The organism is Curtobacterium sp. MCSS17_007 (assembly GCF_003234175.2).
Taxonomy (GTDB): domain Bacteria; phylum Actinomycetota; class Actinomycetes; order Actinomycetales; family Microbacteriaceae; genus Curtobacterium.
Map to the genome: position 1 here is coordinate 860,953 of NZ_CP126257.1, position 18,501 is coordinate 879,453.

Genomic DNA, 18,501 nt, shown 5'->3' on the forward strand with positions numbered 1-18,501 from the left:
GTCCGCCGAGCAGCCGGTCGCCGGGCCGGTGGGTCGGCGGTCGCTGTCGGCCGTCCTCGGTACCGTGTCCGCGTGCCCAGGACCACGCTGACGACCCTCCGCGAGGACGTCGGAGTCGCCCGCCCGCTCGTCGCCGACCCCTCGCAGGACGCCGTGCTCGCGTTGCCGGACGGCCGGCACGCCGCCGTCATCGGAGCGCCGGGCACGGGCAAGACGACCACGCTGACCCGCCTCGTCGCCGACCGGCTCTCGCGGCCCGACGCGGTGTCGCCCGACGGGCACGCGACCGTGCTGGCCCTGACCTCGGCCCGCACGGCGGCGACGGCGCTGCGCGACCGGCTCGCGGCGGCGGTCGACCGGGTCGTCCCCGGCGCACTCGCCCGGACCGTGAACTCCCTGGCGTTCCAGGTGGTCGCGCACGCCGCGGCCCAGCAGGGGCAGGAGACGCCGACGCTGCTCACCGGCGGCGAGCAGGACCGCATCATCGCGGACCTGCTCGAGGGGCACGAGACCGACGGGACGGGGCCGGACTGGCCTCCGCCCATCACCGCGGTCGTGCGGGAGCGGGCCGGGTTCCGGACGGCCCTGCGCGACGTGATGATGCGCGCCGTCGCGGCCGGCATCGAACCGGACGACATGCGGGAGCTCGCCGACGACACGGGGCGCCCGGAGTGGCGCGCCGTGGGGGACTTCGTCGACGAGTACCGGGCCGCCGTCACCGCGTTCCGCGGCAGCAGCCTCGACGCCGCCGAGCTCGTGGCGTTCGCGACCGCGGCGGTGCTCCGCGGCGAGGTGCCGGCCAGTGTCGCGGCGCTGCGGCTCGTCGTCGTCGACGACACCCAGGAGCTCGTCGAGGGCGAGATCGCACTCCTCGGCGCCCTGGCCCGCGCGGGGGTGCAGGTCGTGGCCTTCGGCGACCCCGACATCGCCGCGTCGGCCTTCCGCGGTGCCGAACCGGACGTGCTCGGTCGCCTGGCGGTGCGGCTCGGTGTGGAGCGGGTCGACGAGGTCGTGCTCGGGACCGTGCACCGGCACCCCGCCCCGGTCCGCGAGCTCGTCGGCGCGGTGACCACTCGCATCGGTGCGGCGGCCGCCGGGCGGCAGCGCACGGCGGCTGCGTCGGCCGCCGACGCCAGGAGCGACGCGGTCGTGCACCTCGAGGCCGGTAGCCGCTCGGCGCTCGTCGTCGCCGTGGCCCGACGCCTGCGGGAGCACCGGTTGCTCGACGGCGTGCCGTGGCACCGCATGGCCGTGGTCACGCGCAGCGGCGCCGCCATCCCCGAACTCGTGCGGGCGCTCTCCGTCGCCGAGGTCCCGGCCACCGCCGGCGCCGCGCCCGTCCGGCCCCGCGACGACAGCGCGGCGCGGGCACTGCTCGACGCGGCGGCCGTCGCCCTCGGCGTGCTCCCGCTCGACGCCGAGCTCGCGACGTCGTTCGCGACCGGGCCCCTCGGCGGTCTCGACACCCTGGCCATGCGACGACTCCGGCTGGCCCTGCGCCGTGAGGAGCTCGCCGGCGGCGGCACCCGGACGGCGGACGAGCTGCTGGTCGAGGCGCTCGGCGCGCCGGAGCGGCTGGCCACCATCGACGCGGGGTTCGCCCGACGTGCCACCCGTCTCGCGCGGAGCCTGGTGCAGGCGCACGCCGACGCGGCGGCCGAGGCCAGCATCGAGGAGATCCTCTGGGGGCTGTGGGAGCGCAGCGGCCTCGCGACGACGTGGGGCGGGCAGTCCGCGTCCGGCGGGGTGGGCGCGGCCGAGGCCGACCGGCACCTCGACGCGGTCGTGGGCCTGTTCACCGCAGCCAAGCGCTTCGTGGAGCGCACCCCGGACGCACCCGCCCGGGTGTTCGTCGACGACCTGCTCGGCGCCGACCTGCCCGAGGACTCGATCGGGCCGGACCGCACGGCCGGCCGGGTCCGGGTGCTCACGCCCTCGGCGACGATCGGGCTCGAGTGCGACGTGGTGGTGGTGCTGGGGCTGCAGGACGGCGTCTGGCCGAACACCCGGGTCCGCGGCAGCCTGCTCGATCCGGACGGACTGGTCCGGGCGGCGGGCGGCGTCGACCACAGCACGATCGACGACCGGGCCGCGGTGGTGGCGGACGAGTTGCGGCTGTTCGCCCGGGCCGTGTCCCGCGCGACCACCCAGGTCGTCATCGGCACGGTCGCCAACGACGACGAGGCACCGTCGCCCTTCGTCCGTCTCGTGCCGGTCCCACCGGACCGGCAGCCCACCGTGCACCCGCTCTCGCTCCGCGGTCTGGCGGGCTCGCTGCGCCGTCGCGTCGTGACCTCGGGCGACCACGAGGCCGCATCGGCGCTCGCCCGCCTCGCCGAGGCCGGCGTGCCCGGAGCCGCACCCGACGAGTGGTACGGCGCCGCCGAGCCCACGACCGACGACCCCCTCGTCGACCTCGACGCTCCACCGGAGCCCGAACACGAGGGCGGTGAGCCGGTGGCGCCGACCGTCGCGGTGTCGCCGTCGCGGATCGGGACCTTCGAGGAGTGCCCGGTGCACTGGTTCGTCCAGACCTTCGGTGGCGGTGCGCCGAGTCCGGCGATGGGCATCGGGACGATCGTGCACGAGGCGATGGAGCAGGCGTCCGCGGTGGACGTCGAGTCGCTGTGGCAGCACGTCGAGGGACGCTGGGACGAGCTGACGTTCGAGTCGCCGTGGGTCGCCGACCGGGAGCGGGCGCGCACCCGCCGGATGATCGAGGGCCTGAGCGACTACCTGCAGACCTTCGCGAGCGCCGGACGTCGTCTGCTCGGCGCCGAGACGTCGTTCGCCCTCGTGACCGGCCCCGCGCGGATGCGGGGGAGCATCGACCGCATCGAGGTCGACCCCGACGGCCGGGTCAGCGTGGTCGACCTGAAGACGGGCCGGTCGATGCCGAGCGAGAAGAACGACATGCCCGGGCACCCGCAGCTCGGCGCGTACCAGCTCGCGGTCGAGGACGGCGCGGTCGAGGGGGTGCCCGCCGGCGCCCGGATGGCCGACGCCCGTCTGGTCTTCGTGCAGAACCCGCGCGGTGGCCGGGCCTACTCGGAACGGACGCAGCACGCCTTCGACGACGAGACGCGTGAGGCGTACCGTGAGCGGCTGCACGAGGTCGCACGGGGCATGGCGGGCAGGACCTTCCTGGCGAACGTCGACGACCACTGCGACCGCGCCCGCACCGGTGTCGAGTGCCGGATCCACGTGGTGGGAGAGGTGACCTGGTGACGACCCGGACCGACTCGACGGACGTGCCCGGCACGACGGCCGCGCCCGGCAGGACGGCCGCGCCCGGCACGACGGACGTGCCCGGCACGACGGACGTGCCCGGCATGACGGACGTGCCCACCAGGATCGACGGTGGGTCGGTCGCCTCCGCCCGCCACGACGCCGACGCGATCGCCGACGCCCTCGGCCGTCCACGCCCCACCGCCCAGCAGCGTGCGGTGATCGAGTCGCCGCTCGCCCCCGCGCTCGTCGTCGCCGGTGCCGGCAGCGGCAAGACCGAGACGATGGCGTCCCGGGTCGTCTGGCTGCTCGCGAACGGCTTCGTCCGCCCGGCAGAGGTGCTCGGCCTGACCTTCACCCGCAAGGCCGCCGGTGAACTGTCCGTCCGGATCAACGACCGCATCCGCGCCCTCGAGGACGTCGGGCTGCTCGTCGCCGCGGACGCCTTCGAGGCGCCGACGGTGTCGACCTACAACGCCTTCGCGAACGCGGTGTTCCGCGAGAACGCACTGCTCGTCGGCCGCGACGGCGAATCGCAGGTGCTCACCGAGCCGTCCGCCTGGCAGCTCGCGCGGCGGGTCGTCGTCGGGGCTCGCGACGACCGACTCGCCGGACTCGACCGCGACGTCGACACGGTGACGGCGGCGGTGGTGTCCCTGGCCGGTGCCGTCTCCGAGCACCTCGTCGACCCGGCGTCCCTGCGGCGGTTCGCGATCGACTTCGCGGGGCTGCTCGAGCTCCCCGGCAACGCCAGGGGCAACCCCTACAAGGCCGTCACCGACGCGGTCGCCGCGATCGGTGCCCTCGAACCGCTCGTCGACCTGGTCGAGGAGTTCCGCCGGCAGAAGGTCGACCGCGGCTTCGTGGAGTTCTCGGACCAGATCGCCCTGGCGCTCGCCGCCGCCGAGTCGGCGCCCCGCGTCGTCGACGACCTGCGGCAGCGCTTCCGCGTGGTGCTGCTCGACGAGTACCAGGACACCTCCGTCGTGCAGACCCGGTTCCTCGCCCGCCTCTTCCGGGGGCACCCGGTGATGGCCGTCGGTGACCCGCACCAGTCGATCTACGGCTTCCGCGGTGCGAGCGCGGCGAACCTGGCGCGCTTCCCGCGGGACTTCGGGGACGAGGACACGTCGGCGGCCGGCGCCCCCGTCACCTTCGCCCTCTCGACGAGCTGGCGCAACCCGGTCGACGTCCTCGCAGGCGCGAACGCCGTCGTCGGACCGCTGTCCGAGGCGTCCGAGGTCGCCGTCGAGCGTCTCGCTCCGCGGCCCGGTGCCGACCGCGGCACGGTCACCGCGGTGTTCCCGGAGACCCTGCCGGAGGAGGCGGACGCCGTCGCCCGGTGGTTCTCGGAGCGTCGTGCGGCTGCTCCGGACGGCTCGATGGCGTTGCTGCTGCGCTCCCGGAAGGACCTGTCGGCCTTCACCGCCGCACTCGGCGCGCACCGGGTGCCGTTCCACGTGCTCGGGACCGGCGGGCTGCTGCAACGGCCGGAGATCGTCGACCTGGTCGCCTGTCTCCGCGTGCTGCACGACCCGGCCGCGGGCAACGACCTCATCCGGCTGCTCGCCGGTGCTCGGTGGCGGGTCGGCGCAGCGGACATCGCGGCGCTGCACGAACTCGCGCGGTGGTTGTTCCGGCGAGACCACACGCAGCAGCGCCTCGACGACGAACTGACGGCCGCGTTCCGGGCGTCCGTCGCCGCGGGGGAGCACGGCTCGATCGTCGACGCGCTCGACTTCGTGGCGACCGCCCCGGACGAGCACGGTGCGCTCGAAGGCATCAGCCCGGCGGGCCGGCAGCGCATGCGCGCGCTCGGGCAACAGCTCGCGGCACTGCGGTCCCGCGCCGCGGGCGACCTGGTCGACTTCGTCACACTGGTGGTGCAGGAGATGCGGCTCGACGTCGAGGTCGCGGCGCACGAGCAGGGCAGCGCGGCGTTCCTCGACGCGTTCATCGACGAGCTCGCCGGCTTCGTCACGACCGACGACCGCGCCGACCTCGGCGCGTTCCTCGGGTGGATCGACGCCGCCGCGCGCCGCGACGACATGGGCCCGCGCTCCGAGGAACCCGAGGCCGGGACCGTCCAGATCCTGACGATCCACGGGTCGAAGGGCCTGGAGTGGGACGCCGTCGCGGTGCCGCGGCTCGTCGAGGGCGCGCTCCCCGCCCGCCCGCAGGAGGGATCGTCGGGCTGGCTCGGCTTCGGCCGGCTGCCGTACGAGTTCCGCGGGGACGCCGAGGAGCTCCCGCGGCTGGACTGGCGCGGCCACGACGACCAGAAGGGCGTCGTCGACGCGATCGACGCGTACAAGGAGCAGGTCCGGTCCCGCAACGAGGACGAGGAGCGACGGCTGACCTACGTCGCCCTGACGCGTGCCCGGCACGACCTGCTCGTGTCCGGCTCGTTCTGGTCGGGCGGGGTGAAGCCGACGGAGCCGAGCCGGTACCTGCGGGACCTCGTCGAGGTCGGTGTCGTGCCCGTCGACGCGGTGCCGGAGTCGACGGTGCACGACGAGGACCCGCTCGGCACCGACGGCGCCACCCAGACGTGGCCGCACGTGCCGTTCGGGCAGCGCGGGGCACGGGTCCTCGCCGCCGCGGAGCGCGTCCGGAACGCCAATCCCGGTGCCGCCGGTCGGTTCGCTGCGGACATCGACCTGCTGCTCGCCGAACGACAGGCCGGCCGGTCCGGACGGCACCGCGTCGCGATCCCGCACCGGGTACCGGCGTCCGGGTTCAAGGACTACGTCGGACAGCCGGACGCGGTCGCCGAGCGGCTGCGCCGTCCGATGCCCGAACGGCCGTACCGGGCGACCCGGCTCGGCACGCTCTTCCACCAGTGGGTCGAGCAGCGGGCGCGGGGCGGCGGGTCGCTCGAGACGCTCGACCTGTGGGACGGGGAGCGTGACCTCGACGCGGACGAGGCCGTCGACGCATCGACGGACGCCGCGGTGACGGACGACGACGCCCGACGGCTGGCGGACTTCCAGGCAACCTTCGCCCGGTCCCGCTGGGCCGACCTCACACCGATCGAGGTCGAACGCGAGATCCACATCCCGTTCCTCGGGCACAGCGTGGTCTGCAAGCTCGACGCCGTCTACGAGATCGACGGCCGTGCCGAGGTCGTCGACTGGAAGACCGGCAAGGCCCCGACCGGTGCGGACGACCTGGCGGCGCGACAGCTGCAACTCGCGCTGTACCGCGTCGCCTACGCCGAGTTCACCGGGCGGCACGTCGACGAGGTCGACGCGGTCTTCTACTTCGTCGCCGACGACCTCGAGGTGCGGCCCGCGGCGCTCCTCGACCGCGCCGGGCTGGAGCGCGCCTGGCGCGAGGCGCTCGGCTGACGCGCCCCGACGACGGGTCGCAGGAGCGGACGCACGGGAGGCGCTCGGCTGACGCGACCTGACGACGGGTCGCAGGAGCGGACGGACGGGAGGCGCGGGACGGGCCCGCAGCGCGCCTCCCGTCCGACGGTCGGTCACGACGGGCGACGCACCGCCGTCGGGATCAGCCGTGCCGGCGCTCGGTCGACGACAGCAGCTGCTCGACCTCGCCGATCTCCATCGTGTCGGGGGACACGGACTGCAGCGGCGCAGCGGTCGGTGTCTGCACCGCGTCGACGAGCCGGTGCATCATCGCGACCGCGTCGTCGACCACCTCGGTGCTCTTCGCCTGCACGCCGTGCAGCAGCCACTGCGCGGTCTCGAGCTCGTGGTGGACCCGGGCGCGCTGGGCGAGCTGGCGGTCGCGTCCGCCGCCGTTCGCCTCGTACGCGCTGAGGACCGTGTCGAACGCCTCACGCCGACCGGCCAGCACCCACGCCAGGTCCCTCGCCGGATCGCCGAGGCGCAGCTCGCCCCAGTCGAGGATCCCGGTCACCGCGTCGCCGTCGGCCAGGACGACACCGGTACCGAGTCCTCCGTGCACGACGGTCGGCGTGAACTGCCAGAGCTGCTGGTCGCGTGCAGCGCCCTCCCACCGCTCGACCAGGGCGGCGGGGACGAGCTTCGTCGCCACGGCCCGGTCCATCACCGAGACGGCGGAGCGCAGGACCTCGAACGGGGTGAGCGACGGCAGACCGGCGTCCGTCACGAAGCTCGTCGGGAGCTGGTGCACGGCGGCGAGGGCACGGCCGACCGAGGTCGCGAGCTCGGGCCGTTCGCCCAGGTCGCGCAGCGACGGGTGCGTGCCGGGCAGGTAGGTGGTGACGATGGCCCGCGTCGAACCGATCGGGGCCTGCCCGCGGTACTCGGCGACGGCGAACGGCAGACGCGTCCGGATGCCCGCGCTGAGGGCGCGGATCGCGACCAGGTCGGCGGACTGCCGGGCCTCGGCCCGCTGGTTGCGCGGCCGACGGATCGCGCTGAGTGCGCCGTCGGCGTCGCGGAGGACCGCCGACTCGTAGTCGCCGGACGCCGCCGACCCGAGCGTGCGCGTGCCCGTGACGACCAGGCCGGGAACGGCCGTCGTCGCCAACGCGGCTAGAGTGAACTGGGAACCCGCCATGCCCTCAGGGTAGGTCCGCGTCCGGTGCTCCAGCGCACGCCACGCTGACCTGTGCAAGCCCGGGGACGGTCCACGCAGGTCCCGCCGAAGAGCCCGTCACCACCTGAGGAGCGCCCTGCCGTGACCGTCGAGTTCGCCGCCCGGCTCCCGCTGTCCCGCAACGAACTCGACCGCGACGCGGAGTTCCGGACGACGCCCGACCTCGACCGCGTGCTGCGTGCCGACCCGTCGACGCGGTGGCTGCCGGTCCGCGGTGCCGAGCTGCTCCGGGAGGCCGACGGCGCGCTCCGCTTCGTCGGTGCCGAGGCCGTGCCGGAGGGCACCGTCACGCTGTACCTCGGCCGCGCGGTCGTCGACGCCCCCGACGCCCCCGCTGGGACCCGCTTCGTGGCCGCCCTGCTCGACGGCGCGGCCGCCGCGGCGATCGAACCCGACGACGACGCGTGGGCGAGCCTGCGCATGTTCGGCACCGAGCTGTCCGCCCGTGACCAGGGGCTCGCGGTCGAGGCCGTGGCGATGGCGAACTGGCACGCGGTGCACGGGTTCTCCCCGCGGACCGGGTCCCCGTCCGAGGTCGTCAGCGGCGGCTGGGTCCGCCGCGACCCCGAGGGGCACGAGCTCTTCCCCCGGACCGACGCGGCGATCATCGTCGGCGTGACCGACGCCGACGACCGCATCCTGCTCGGTTCGAACGCGGCCTGGGACGCCGACCGCTACTCGCTGCTCGCCGGCTTCGTCGAGCCGGGGGAGTCGCTCGAGGACGCCGTGCGCCGCGAGGTCTGGGAGGAGTCCGGCGTCCGTGTCGAGGAGCCCGAGTACCTCGGGTCGCAGCCGTGGCCGTTCCCGGCGTCGCTCATGCTCGGCTTCCGTGCCCGCGCAGTGGACGGCGACCCGTCGACCGCACGACCGGACGGCGTCGAGATCCTGGACGTCCGGTGGTTCTCGCGTGACGAGGTCCGCGAGCGCGCCGAGGACACCCTGCTGCTGCCCGGCCGCACGTCGATCGCCCGCGCCATCATCGAGGAGTGGTACGGCGGGCCGCTGGACGTCCCGTGACCGATCCCCGTGCAGCGACCGGCGCCCCGCCGGTGCGCCCGCCGTCGCCGGAGGAACTGCTCGCAGCGCTCGACGCCGAGCAGCAGACCGTCGCACGCACCCTCCTCGGCCCGGTCGCGGTGCTCGCCGGCGCCGGCACCGGCAAGACCCGCGCGATCACCCACCGCATCGCCTACGGCGTGGCGACGGGCACCTACTCGCCGAACCACGTCCTGGCGCTGACCTTCACCACACGGGCGGCGGGAGAGCTGCGGAGTCGACTCCGCGCGCTCGGTGCCGGGACGGTCCAGGCGCGCACCTTCCACGCGGCCGCGATGGCGCAGCTGAGCTACTTCTGGCCGGACACCGTCGGCGGGCACGCCCCGCGCATCGTCGAGTCGAAGGGCCGTGTCATCGCGCACGCCGCCGAAGCGGTCGGGATCCACGTCGACACCCCGGTGCTCCGTGACCTCGCCGCCGAGGTCGAGTGGCGCAAGGTGCAGATGCTGACCTACGACGAGTACGAGGCCGCCGCGGCCGACCGGGTGATGCCGCGGGACACCCCGCCGCGGCGCGTCGTCGACCTCATGAAGGCGTACGAGCAGCTCAAGGACGACCGCCGTCAGCTCGACTTCGAGGACGTCCTGCTCGCGACGCTCGGCATGGTCGAGTCCGAGCCGCGGGTGGCCTCGTACGTCCGGCAGCAGTACCGGTTCTTCGTCGTCGACGAGTACCAGGACGTCTCGCCCGTGCAGCACGACCTGCTCCGCGCGTGGCTCGGCGGCCGTGACGACGTGTGCGTGGTCGGTGACGCCAGCCAGACGATCTACTCGTTCGCGGGTGCGTCCAGCCGGTACCTGCTCGGCTTCGGATCGGAGTTCCCGCGGGGGTCGGTCCTGCGTCTCGAACGGAACTACCGGTCGACGCCCGAGGTCGTGCACGCCGCGAACACCCTGATGCGCGGGCAGCCCGGCGCGCTCGACCTGGTGGCGCAGTCGACCGAGTCGGGTCCACAGCCCGAGGTGCTGGCGTGCGTGCACGACGGCGACGAGGCACAGACCGTCGCCCGGCGCATCGGAGAGCTCGTCGCCCGCGGCGCGTCCTTCGGCCAGTGCGCCGTGCTGTACCGCGTCGGAGCACAGTCGGCCGCGCTCGAGTCCGCCCTCGGCCGCGCCGGGATCCCGTACCGGGTCCAGGGCGGCACGCGGTTCTTCGACCGTCCCGAGGTGAAGCTCGCCGTGCACCACATGCGCGGGGAAGCGGTGCGGCAGACCGACGACGAACTCACCCGACGTGTCGGGCTCGTGCTGCAGTTGAGCGGGTGGACCCCCACCCCGCCGGAGGGCACGGGCGCCGTGCGCGACCAGTGGGAGGCGCTGCAGGCCGTGATGGGTCTGGCCGAGGCGGCGCCCCCCGGCACGACCATGCAGCAGTTCACCCAGGACCTCGTCGACCGCGCGGCCACCCACCACGAGCCGGAGCTCGACGCGGTCACCCTCGCCACACTGCACTCGTCGAAGGGGCTGGAGTGGCCGCACGTCGTGGTCGTCGGCGCGGCCGAGGGGCTGCTGCCGATCTCGCACGCCACGACCGACGCCGAGGTCGACGAGGAGCGACGCCTGTTCTACGTGGGCCTGACCCGTGCCCGCCGGTCGGTGACGGTCACGTGGTCGCGACAGGGTTCCACGCGAGGGGGTGCCCGGGCCCCGAGCCGGTTCCTGGCAGCGCTCGACACGCACAGCGCGGGTGCGGGGACACCGGCAGCAGGCTGACCGCGAGGTCGTCACGGTCGAAGACCACCTGCTCGGACCCGGGCTGCTGGGTGGTGCGCGGCAGGCGTTGTACGACCATCCGGGTGGTCGCGGACGCGACCGCGGCCAGCCGCCAGGGTGACAGCGGTGCCGCGGGACGGCCCCACACCTGCGCGGCGAGGGTCGGCCACGCCGGGTCCTCGTCGACCCGGGCGTACTCGACGCACTGCAGGCACGGTCCGGCACCGGGCACGACGACCGGCCCGAGGCGGACCCGCCCGTCCCCGACGACGAGCGCCAGGTGCGGGGTACCCCGGCGTGCCCACGCCGACCGGAGCGCAGGGTCGACGACGTGGTCCGCCACGACCACCGCGATCGCCGGCGGCGGGTCCGGCAGCACGACCGGGCCGCCGCGGGGCGCGGTGCTCCGGGCCACCGTGACCCCCTCGCCGGACAGCATGCCCGCGACGGCGTCGGCGAGGGGACCGGCGCCGTGGACCTCGGCCCGGGCGAGGGGTTCCGGCAGGACGTCGACGACGGCGGGTGAGGCGTCGCCGAGGACGCGCGCGGCGACCTCGGGTCGGCACCCGGTCGTGGCGGCGAGGGCGGTCAACGCGTCGCGGCTGGTCTCGCGGCGCAGGGCACAGAGGAAGCGCTCCTCGGCCACGCTCGGTACCGGGACGACGGCGCGCGGCGGATCGACGCCGAGTTGCACGGTCGCGGGGTCGCGCCAGACGAACTCGAGCGTGGGGTCGATGCGGATGCCCATCGTCCCACCGTGACGGAACGGCCGGCCCCGTGCGGACCGGCCGTCACCATCTGTGGAGAACTACCTCGTGGGGGTGCTGTGGAGAACTACCTCGTGGGCGTGTCGCCGTCGGTGGGACCGGACCCGGGACCGTCGGGACCGTCCTCCTCGATGCCGCCGCTCTCGTCCTCGCGGGGACGGTCGCCCGTCGTGTCGTTGAGCAGGTCCTCGAGGGCCTTGTCGAACGCGTCGTCCTCCGCCGAGCGGCCGGGGTTGCGCAGCCGGAGCACGAACGCGTCCGGGTCGTCGACGTCCTCCGAGGTCGGGACGGCGTCGAAGTGCGACCAGAGGGCGTCACGCTGCTCGGCCCCGAGCTCCTCGGTGACCCGCTGCCACAGGGCGGCGGCCTCGCGCAGGCGGCGGGGACGCAGCTCGAGTCCCACGAGCGTCGCGAACGCGGACTCGGCGGGACCTCCCGTGGCACGGCGACGGCGGACCATCTCCGCGATCGCCCCGGACCTCGGCAGGCGCACGGTGGCCGCTGCGGTCACGGTGTCGACCCATCCCTCGACGAGCGCGAGCACGGTCTCGAGTCGGGCGAGCGCGGCCTCCTGCTCCGGCGTACGGGGCGGGATGAGCGCACCCGACGCGAGTGCGTCGCGCAACTGCTCCTGGTTCGTCGGGTCGATCTCGGACGCGAGCTCCTCGACCCGGTCGAACGGGATGTGGATGCCCCGGGCGTAGTCGGTGATCGACGAGATGATGTGCAGCCGCAGCCAGCGCGCCGACCGGAAGAGCCGCGCGTGCGCCAGTTCGCGGACGGCCAGGTAGATGCGGACCTCGTCCTCCGGCACGTCGAGGCCGTCGGCGAACTCCGCGACGTTCTGCGGCAGCAGGGCCGCCACCTGCTCGTCGAGCAGCGGGACGCCCACGTCGCCGCCGGACACGACCTCCTTCGAGAGCTGCCCGACGACCTGGCCGAGCTGGATCGCGAAGAGGGCGCCGCCCACCCCGCGCATCGCCTTCGAGACGTCGCCGAGCATCGCCTTGAGCTGCTCGGGTGCCCGCTGCTCGATCGCTTCGGTCAGGGCGTTCGAGATGCTCAGCGCCACCGGTTCGGCGATCTGCGCCCACACCGGCGTCGTGGCCTTCGCCCACTGCTCACGCGTGTACAGGCTGGGCGTGGCGGTCAGCTCGGGGACGCTGGTCGCCTCGTCGAGCCAGAGCGCCGCGACCTGGAACGCCTGGTCGCTCGCCTGCGAGGTCGCCGGGTCCACCGGGTGCCCGCCGTCGCGGGCGATCGCGGTGGCGCGCTCGGACGCGACCGAGAAGTCGATGCCGTCGCCACCCGACTGCGCCGCCCGCTGCAGCTGGCCCATGAGGTTCGCCACGAAGGCCGGGTCGTTCGGCAGACCGGCCGCGCTCGCGAGCTGCGACGGGTCGATCTGCCCCTCTCCGGAGAGCAGCTTGCGCAGCATCTCCTGGAAGTCGTCGTCCGGCCCCGGCTGCGGTTGATCAGGCATGACGACTACGCTAATCGCTGCTCACGGGGCCGCGCCTGGGATGCTCCCGTGGGGAGGCCCGGACCGCTGCGCCGAGGGCGAACAGCCCGTGAGCGCGGGCGCACCGCCCCGTGGAAGGACGCCCGTGACCCTCTTCGCTCCCGAGCCCCGTCGCCGTTCCCGCTCGCGCACCGTCGGCTGGGCGTTCGTCATCGGTGCGGTGGTGCTCGGACTCCTGGCGAGCTTCCTGCCGAGCCCGTACCTGATCGAGGTGCCCGGGCCGGTCTACAACACGATCGGCACGCAGCGGCAGGGGCAGGGCGGGGACGCGAAGGACGTCGAGCTCATCCAGATCGACGGGGCGGAGACGTACCCGACGGCCGGTGCCCTCGACATGCTCACCGTCGGGATCCAGGGCGACGCCACGAACCGGCCGTCCTGGACGAGCGTCGTCCGAGCGCTCTTCTCGCGGTCCGAGGCCGTGATCCCCGTCAGCGCGATCTACCCGGAGGGCACGACCACCGAGCAGGTCAACGAGCGGGACGAGGCCGACATGCGGTCCTCGCAGCAGTCCGCCGTCGCCGCGGCGCTCATCCACCAGGGCTACGACCTGCCGACCGAGCTCCGGGTGGGCAGCGTGCAGGACGGCTCCGCGGCGGACGGGAAGATCCGCGAGGGCGACGTGATCACCGCGTTCGACGGGAAGCAGCTCACCGAGAACGTCGACGCCGGCTCCCTGCGCCAGGCGGTCGCGGAGCACGGTACCTCGTCGCCGGCGACGGTCACGCTCCTGCGGGACGGCGAGCGCGAGCAGGTCGAGGTCACCCCGCGCGAGGAGCAGGGCACCCCGCTCCTCGGGGTCGGTGTCACCGAGCGGTACGACTTCCCCTTCGAGGTGACGATCGCCCTGCAGGACGTCGGCGGGCCGTCCGCCGGCATGATGTTCGCGCTCGGGATCATCGACGAGCTGACGCCGGGGGAGCTCAACGGCGGCAAGCACGTCGCCGGCACCGGGACCATCACCGCCGACGGTGAGGTCGGGCCGATCGGCGGCATCCGCCAGAAGCTCTACGGTGCGAAGGACGCGGGCGCCACCGTGTTCCTCGCCCCCGCGGGGAACTGCGACGAGGTCGTGGGCCACGTGCCGGACGGGCTCGACGTCTACGAGGTGGCCACGCTCGACCAGGCCGTCACCGACCTCGAGACGATCGCCTCGGGGAAGAGCACGAGCGGACTCGCGCGTTGCGGCTCCTGAGCCGGCCGACCCGGTACCGCGACCTGCCCGCACGGCGCGGGGCGTGCCTCCCGGCCGCCCGGCCGCGCTCGAGGGAGAGGTGCGGCGCAGCTTCCTGAGTCCCCGTACAGTTTCGCTGTCGGTCCGGACCAATAGGATCGGTGCACTGACGGCCCGCCGTGCCGGGCCCGCCGGTCCGACACGTCTGGAGCACATCAAGTGACGACAACCTCGTCCACCTCGGGCCCTGCTGGGCGGCGTTCGCCGCGGGTCCCGATCGTGGTCACGATCATCGTGCTGGCCGCACTGGTGATCGGCTTCTTCATCTTCGCCAGCCTGTACACCGACTACGCGTGGTTCGCGCAGCTCGGGTTCCAGCAGGTCCTCACCACGCGCTGGATCGCGGGCACGCTCATGTTCGTGGCCGGGTTCCTCGGCATGGCCGTGCCGGTCTACGTGAGCATCGCGCTCGCGTTCCGGTTCCGCCCGGTCTACGCGAAGCTCAACTCGCAGCTCGACCGCTACCAGCAGGTCATCGAGCCGCTGCGCCGCGCCGTGATGATCGGGATCCCGGTCGTACTCGGCCTGTTCGCGGGCCTGGCGACCGCCGGCCGGTGGAGCATGGTGCTCGAGTACTTCAACCGGACGCCGTTCGGCAAGAAGGACCCGCAGTTCGGTCTCGACATCGGCTTCTACGTCTTCGAGTTGCCGTTCTGGCGCTCGGTCGTCGCCTACGCGTCGGCCGTGGTGCTCATCGCGGGCATCGCCGCGCTGGCCGCGACCTACCTCTACGGCGCGCTGCGCTTCGGCGGGCGCGAGGTCCGCATCTCGAAGGCCGCACGCATCCAGCTCGCCGTCACGGCGGCGGTCTACGTGGCGCTCCAGGCGGTGAGCCTCTGGCTCGACCAGTACGCCGCGCTGACGAAGGACAACCCGCTCATCACCGGTGCCCAATACACCGACGTCAACGCCGTCATCCCCGGTCGCGAGATCATGGCGGGCATCGCGGCGATCGTCGCGATCCTGTTCATCGTCACCGCCGTGATCGGCCGCTGGCGCATCTCGATCGTCGGCACCGGGCTGCTGCTCGTCGCCGCGATCGTCATCGGCGGCATCTACCCGTGGATCGTGCAGCGCATCCAGGTCAAGCCGTCGGAGCGGACCTACGAGTCGGCGTTCATCGAGCGCAACATCAAGGCCACCCGCGACGCCTACGGCGTGAGCGGGGTCCAGGAACAGAACTACGATGCCACGACCGAGGCGAGCTCCGGCGCCCTCGCACAGGACGCGCAGACCACGGCGAACATCCGTCTGATCGACCCGAAGATCGTCTCCGACACCTTCAGCCAGCTGCAGCAGTACCGGCAGTACTACAAGTTCCCGAGCGAGCTCGACGTCGACCGCTACGACATCGACGGCCAGACCGAGGACACCGTGCTCGCGGTCCGCGACATCGACCTCGAGGGCCTCAGCGCGCAGGCGAACACGCAGTACAACCGGACGTTCGTCTACACGCACGGCTTCGGCGTCACGGCCGCGTACGGCAACCAGCGCGCGAGCGACGGCAAGCCGGTGTTCCTGGAGTCGGGCATCCCGTCGAACGGCAAGCTCGGCAACTACCAGGAGCGCGTCTACTTCGGTGAGACCTCGCCGCCGTACTCGATCGTGGGCGGCCCCGAGGGTTCGAAGAACATCGAGCTCGACTACCCGGCCGGTTCCGACGACAGCAACGGCGGCAACGCCACCACGACGTACCAGGGCGACGGCGGGCCGAGCCTCGGCGGGTTCTTCAACCGCCTCGTCTACGCGGCGAAGTTCCAGTCCGAGCAGATCCTCCTGTCGGACGCGGTGAACAGCAAGTCGCAGATCCTGTACGACCGCGACCCGATCCAGCGCGTGCAGAAGGTCGCGCCCTACCTCAAGCTCGACAGCGACGCCTACCCGGCGATCGTCGACCACCGCATCCAGTGGGTCGTCGACGGGTACACGACGAGCGACGCGTACCCGTACTCGCAGAGCCAGAGCCTGTCCGACACCGTCGCCGGCACCGAGTCGTCGACGTTCCGGACCGACCAGGTGAACTACATCCGCAACTCGGTCAAGGCCACCGTCGACGCGTACACCGGCAAGGTGACGCTCTACGCGTGGGACACCGAGGACCCGGTGCTCAAGACCTGGCAGAAGATCTTCCCCACGTCGACCCAGCCCGTCTCCGAGATGAGCGCGGAGCTGCTCGACCACGTGCGCTACCCGACCGACCTGTTCAAGGTGCAGCGCTCGATCCTCGGCACCTACCACGTGACCAACGCGAACTCGTTCTACTCGGGCGACGACGCGTGGAACACGCCGCAGGAGACGACGACCGGCACGAACGACTCGGACACGTCGAACGACACCGCGTCACAGACCACCACGAACGCGCTCGGCACCAGGACCACGGCCTCCCAGGGCAACCTGCAGGACCCGTACTACCTGACCATGAAGGTGCCGGGGCAGGACACGGCGTACTCGCTGTACACGACCTACATCCCGCAGCAGTCGGCCGGCGCCAACAACCGCAACGTGCTGACCGGGTACCTGGCCGTGGACTCGGACGCGGGTGGTGCCGGCAAGGGCGAGAAGGCGTCGAACTACGGCAAGCTCACGCTGCTGACCATGCCGAAGACCGACAACATCCCGGGTCCCGCACAGGTGCAGAGCCTGTTCAACGGTGACACCACCGTGTCGCAGGAGCTGAACATCCTGAAGCGCGGCAACTCGACCGTGAAGCAGGGCAACCTGCTCACGCTGCCGGTCGGCGGCGGCTTCCTCTACGTGCAGCCCGTGTACGTGCAGTCGACCTCGAGCGGTTCGTACCCGCTGCTGCAGAAGGTGCTCGTGGCCTTCGGCGACAAGATCGCGTTCGAGGACACCCTCGACCAGGCGCTCAACGAGCTCTTCGACGGCGACTCCGGCGCTGCGGCCGGTGACCAGGGTGCTGCCGACGGCTCGGGTTCGACCGGTGCGACGGATCCGGGCTCGTCCGAGTCGGACTCCGGCTCGTCCGACCCGGGGTCGGGCTCGTCCGACTCGTCGGGTGGGTCGAGTGACTCCGGCTCGACGTCCGGCGACGCGGGCGGTTCGTCGGGTGGCTCCGGCAACGAGGCGCTCGACCGGGCGTTGGCCGACGCGCGGAGTGCGCTCCAGGACCGCCAGAAGGCCTACGCCGACAACGACCTGGTCGCTGCGGCAGAGGCGGACAAGCGCCTGCAGGACGCGATCGAAGCCGCCACTGAAGCCGAGAACGGCAACTGACACGCCGTGGCGGGGCACTCGATTTGTGCCCCGCCACGGGGGTGTGTAGGCTATTGGATGTGCCGCGGGGTGGAGCAGTTCGGTAGCTCGCTGGGCTCATAACCCAGAGGTCGTAGGTTCAAATCCTGCCCCCGCAACCAAGCGTCACAAGAAGGCCCCGGTCCACTCGGACCGGGGCCTTCCTCGTGTGTGCAGTCGGTGCGCGACTACGCTCGCCCCATGGCCACCCTGACCGTCGCCGCCGCGCAGTTCGCCCCCGTCGACGACCCCGTCGCCAACCTCGAGACCGTCCGGGCCGCCGCTCGGGACGCGGCCCTCCGCGGAGCCGACCTGCTCGTGACGCCCGAGTACACCTCGTACTTCTCCGCCGACATCGACGACCGGTTCGTCGCGGCTGCGGAACCCCTCGACGGTCCGTTCGTCAGCGGACTGCGCCAGATCGCGCGCGAGAACGGCGTCGCGCTCGTCGTGGGCGTCGCCGAGACCGCGGAGTCGGCCGGTCGGTTCCGGAACACCCTCGTCGCCGTCCTGGCGGACGGTTCGCTCGCGGCCACCTACCGCAAGGTGCACCTCTACGACGCGTTCGGGTCGAAGGAGTCGGACCGCATCGAGTCCGGTGCCGTCGACCAGCTCCCGGTGTTCGGACTCGGCGGCGTCCGGGTCGGGCTCGAGACCTGTTACGACCTGCGCTTCCCGGAGGTCACGCGCCGCCTGGCGGCACCGGAGACCGGCGCTGCCGACGTCGTCGTGCTGCCGGCCGAGTGGGTCCGCGGTCCGGGGAAGGAACACCACTGGCGGACCCTCCTGACCGCCCGCGCCATCGAGAACACCGTCTGGGTGGTCGGGGTCGGGCAGACGGGGCCGGTTGGCATCGGCGGATCGGTGGTCGTGGATCCCAGCGGCGTGGCGGTCGCCGCTGCCGGTGCTGCCCCGGGCACCCTCCTCGCGACCGTCGACACGGCGACGACGGACGCGGTGCGGGCCGTCAACCCCTCGCTGTCACTCCGACGCTTCGACGTGCACCCCCGCGTCTGACACCCCCTGACGGTCGACCCGGCTCGAGCCGTCCGCGCCCGCGCCCGCGCCTGCCCGTCCGGCCACCCACGACGAGCGGGCGGAAGCGTCCGGCCCCGTCGCCTGTTCGTCCGCCCACGGTGGCGAGCGGGCGAAGAGGTCAGCACGTGCGCGCGACGAACG

Annotated in this window: 10 protein-coding genes and 1 tRNA gene; 8 read left to right on the plus strand and 3 right to left on the minus strand. The window is 73.2% G+C overall.

Annotation, left to right across the window (positions count from 1 at the left end; all coding sequences use genetic code 11):
- Nucleotides 1-72 precede the first annotated feature (72 nt).
- Together DEJ22_RS04100 and DEJ22_RS04105 are read left to right on the plus strand one after the other, a co-directional pair.
- A complete protein-coding gene (locus DEJ22_RS04100; protein ID WP_111226470.1) occupies nucleotides 73-3,228 on the plus strand; it encodes a UrvD/REP family ATP-dependent DNA helicase in 3,156 nt (1,051 codons plus the stop codon).
- Entirely contained in the window at nucleotides 3,225-6,578 is a 3,354-nt protein-coding gene (locus tag DEJ22_RS04105; protein WP_258379559.1) for an ATP-dependent DNA helicase, read from the plus strand. The genes DEJ22_RS04100 and DEJ22_RS04105 overlap by 4 nt, the downstream gene beginning before the upstream one ends.
- Before the next feature lie 163 nt (nucleotides 6,579-6,741).
- On the opposite strand, the gene DEJ22_RS04110 is transcribed toward DEJ22_RS04105, so the two are convergent.
- Nucleotides 6,742-7,740: a phosphotransferase gene (locus DEJ22_RS04110; RefSeq protein WP_111226469.1), complete on the minus strand. Its 999-nt coding sequence runs from the start codon at nucleotides 7,738-7,740 to the stop codon at nucleotides 6,742-6,744.
- A 120-nt stretch (nucleotides 7,741-7,860) separates the two neighbouring features.
- Between DEJ22_RS04110 and nudC the strand changes: the two genes are divergently transcribed.
- A complete protein-coding gene (gene nudC / locus DEJ22_RS04115) occupies nucleotides 7,861-8,796 on the plus strand; it encodes an NAD(+) diphosphatase (protein WP_111226468.1) in 936 nt (311 codons plus the stop codon).
- A complete protein-coding gene (locus DEJ22_RS04120; RefSeq protein WP_258379558.1) occupies nucleotides 8,793-10,547 on the plus strand; it encodes an ATP-dependent helicase in 1,755 nt (584 codons plus the stop codon). The genes nudC and DEJ22_RS04120 overlap by 4 nt, the downstream gene beginning before the upstream one ends.
- On the opposite strand, the gene DEJ22_RS04125 is transcribed toward DEJ22_RS04120, so the two are convergent.
- Both DEJ22_RS04125 and DEJ22_RS04130 read right to left on the minus strand, forming a co-directional pair.
- The gene (locus DEJ22_RS04125; protein WP_111226467.1) at nucleotides 10,438-11,295 is read right to left on the minus strand and encodes a TOMM precursor leader peptide-binding protein; all 858 of its coding nucleotides are present in this window, start codon (nucleotides 11,293-11,295) and stop codon (nucleotides 10,438-10,440) included. The genes DEJ22_RS04120 and DEJ22_RS04125 overlap by 110 nt on opposite strands.
- 86 nt (nucleotides 11,296-11,381) lie before the next feature.
- Nucleotides 11,382-12,797, minus strand: a complete 1,416-nt coding sequence (locus tag DEJ22_RS04130) for a zinc-dependent metalloprotease (RefSeq protein ID WP_111226466.1) — start codon at nucleotides 12,795-12,797, stop codon at nucleotides 11,382-11,384.
- Between the two features lie 124 nt (nucleotides 12,798-12,921).
- Here DEJ22_RS04130 and DEJ22_RS04135 point away from each other — a divergent pair, with 124 nt between their 5' ends.
- The 4 genes from DEJ22_RS04135 to DEJ22_RS04150 all read left to right on the plus strand — a co-directional run bounded on the left by DEJ22_RS04135 (nucleotide 12,922) and on the right by DEJ22_RS04150 (nucleotide 18,339).
- Complete coding sequence (locus tag DEJ22_RS04135; protein WP_111226465.1) at nucleotides 12,922-14,031, plus strand: YlbL family protein; 1,110 nt, start codon at nucleotides 12,922-12,924, stop codon at nucleotides 14,029-14,031.
- A gap of 258 nt (nucleotides 14,032-14,289) precedes the next feature.
- Nucleotides 14,290-17,304 (plus strand): UPF0182 family membrane protein, encoded by a 3,015-nt coding sequence (locus DEJ22_RS04140; RefSeq protein WP_181430694.1) that lies wholly within the window; start codon nucleotides 14,290-14,292, stop codon nucleotides 17,302-17,304.
- 63 nt (nucleotides 17,305-17,367) lie between these two features.
- Nucleotides 17,368-17,444: transfer RNA gene (locus DEJ22_RS04145), tRNA-Met, on the plus strand.
- A gap of 79 nt (nucleotides 17,445-17,523) precedes the next feature.
- Nucleotides 17,524-18,339, plus strand: a complete 816-nt coding sequence (locus DEJ22_RS04150) for a carbon-nitrogen hydrolase family protein (RefSeq protein WP_111226898.1) — start codon at nucleotides 17,524-17,526, stop codon at nucleotides 18,337-18,339.
- Nucleotides 18,340-18,501 lie beyond the last annotated feature (162 nt).

Excerpts from the sequence above, each read along its gene's own strand:
- DEJ22_RS04130 (WP_111226466.1), bottom strand. The coding sequence starts at position 12,797 with ATGCCTGATCAACCGCAGCCGGGGCCGGACGACGACTTCCAGGAGATG.
- DEJ22_RS04110 (WP_111226469.1), bottom strand. The coding sequence starts at position 7,740 with ATGGCGGGTTCCCAGTTCACTCTAGCCGCGTTGGCGACGACGGCCGTT.
- DEJ22_RS04125 (WP_111226467.1), bottom strand. The coding sequence starts at position 11,295 with ATGGGCATCCGCATCGACCCCACGCTCGAGTTCGTCTGGCGCGACCCC.
- DEJ22_RS04150 (WP_111226898.1), top strand. The coding sequence starts at position 17,524 with ATGGCCACCCTGACCGTCGCCGCCGCGCAGTTCGCCCCCGTCGACGAC.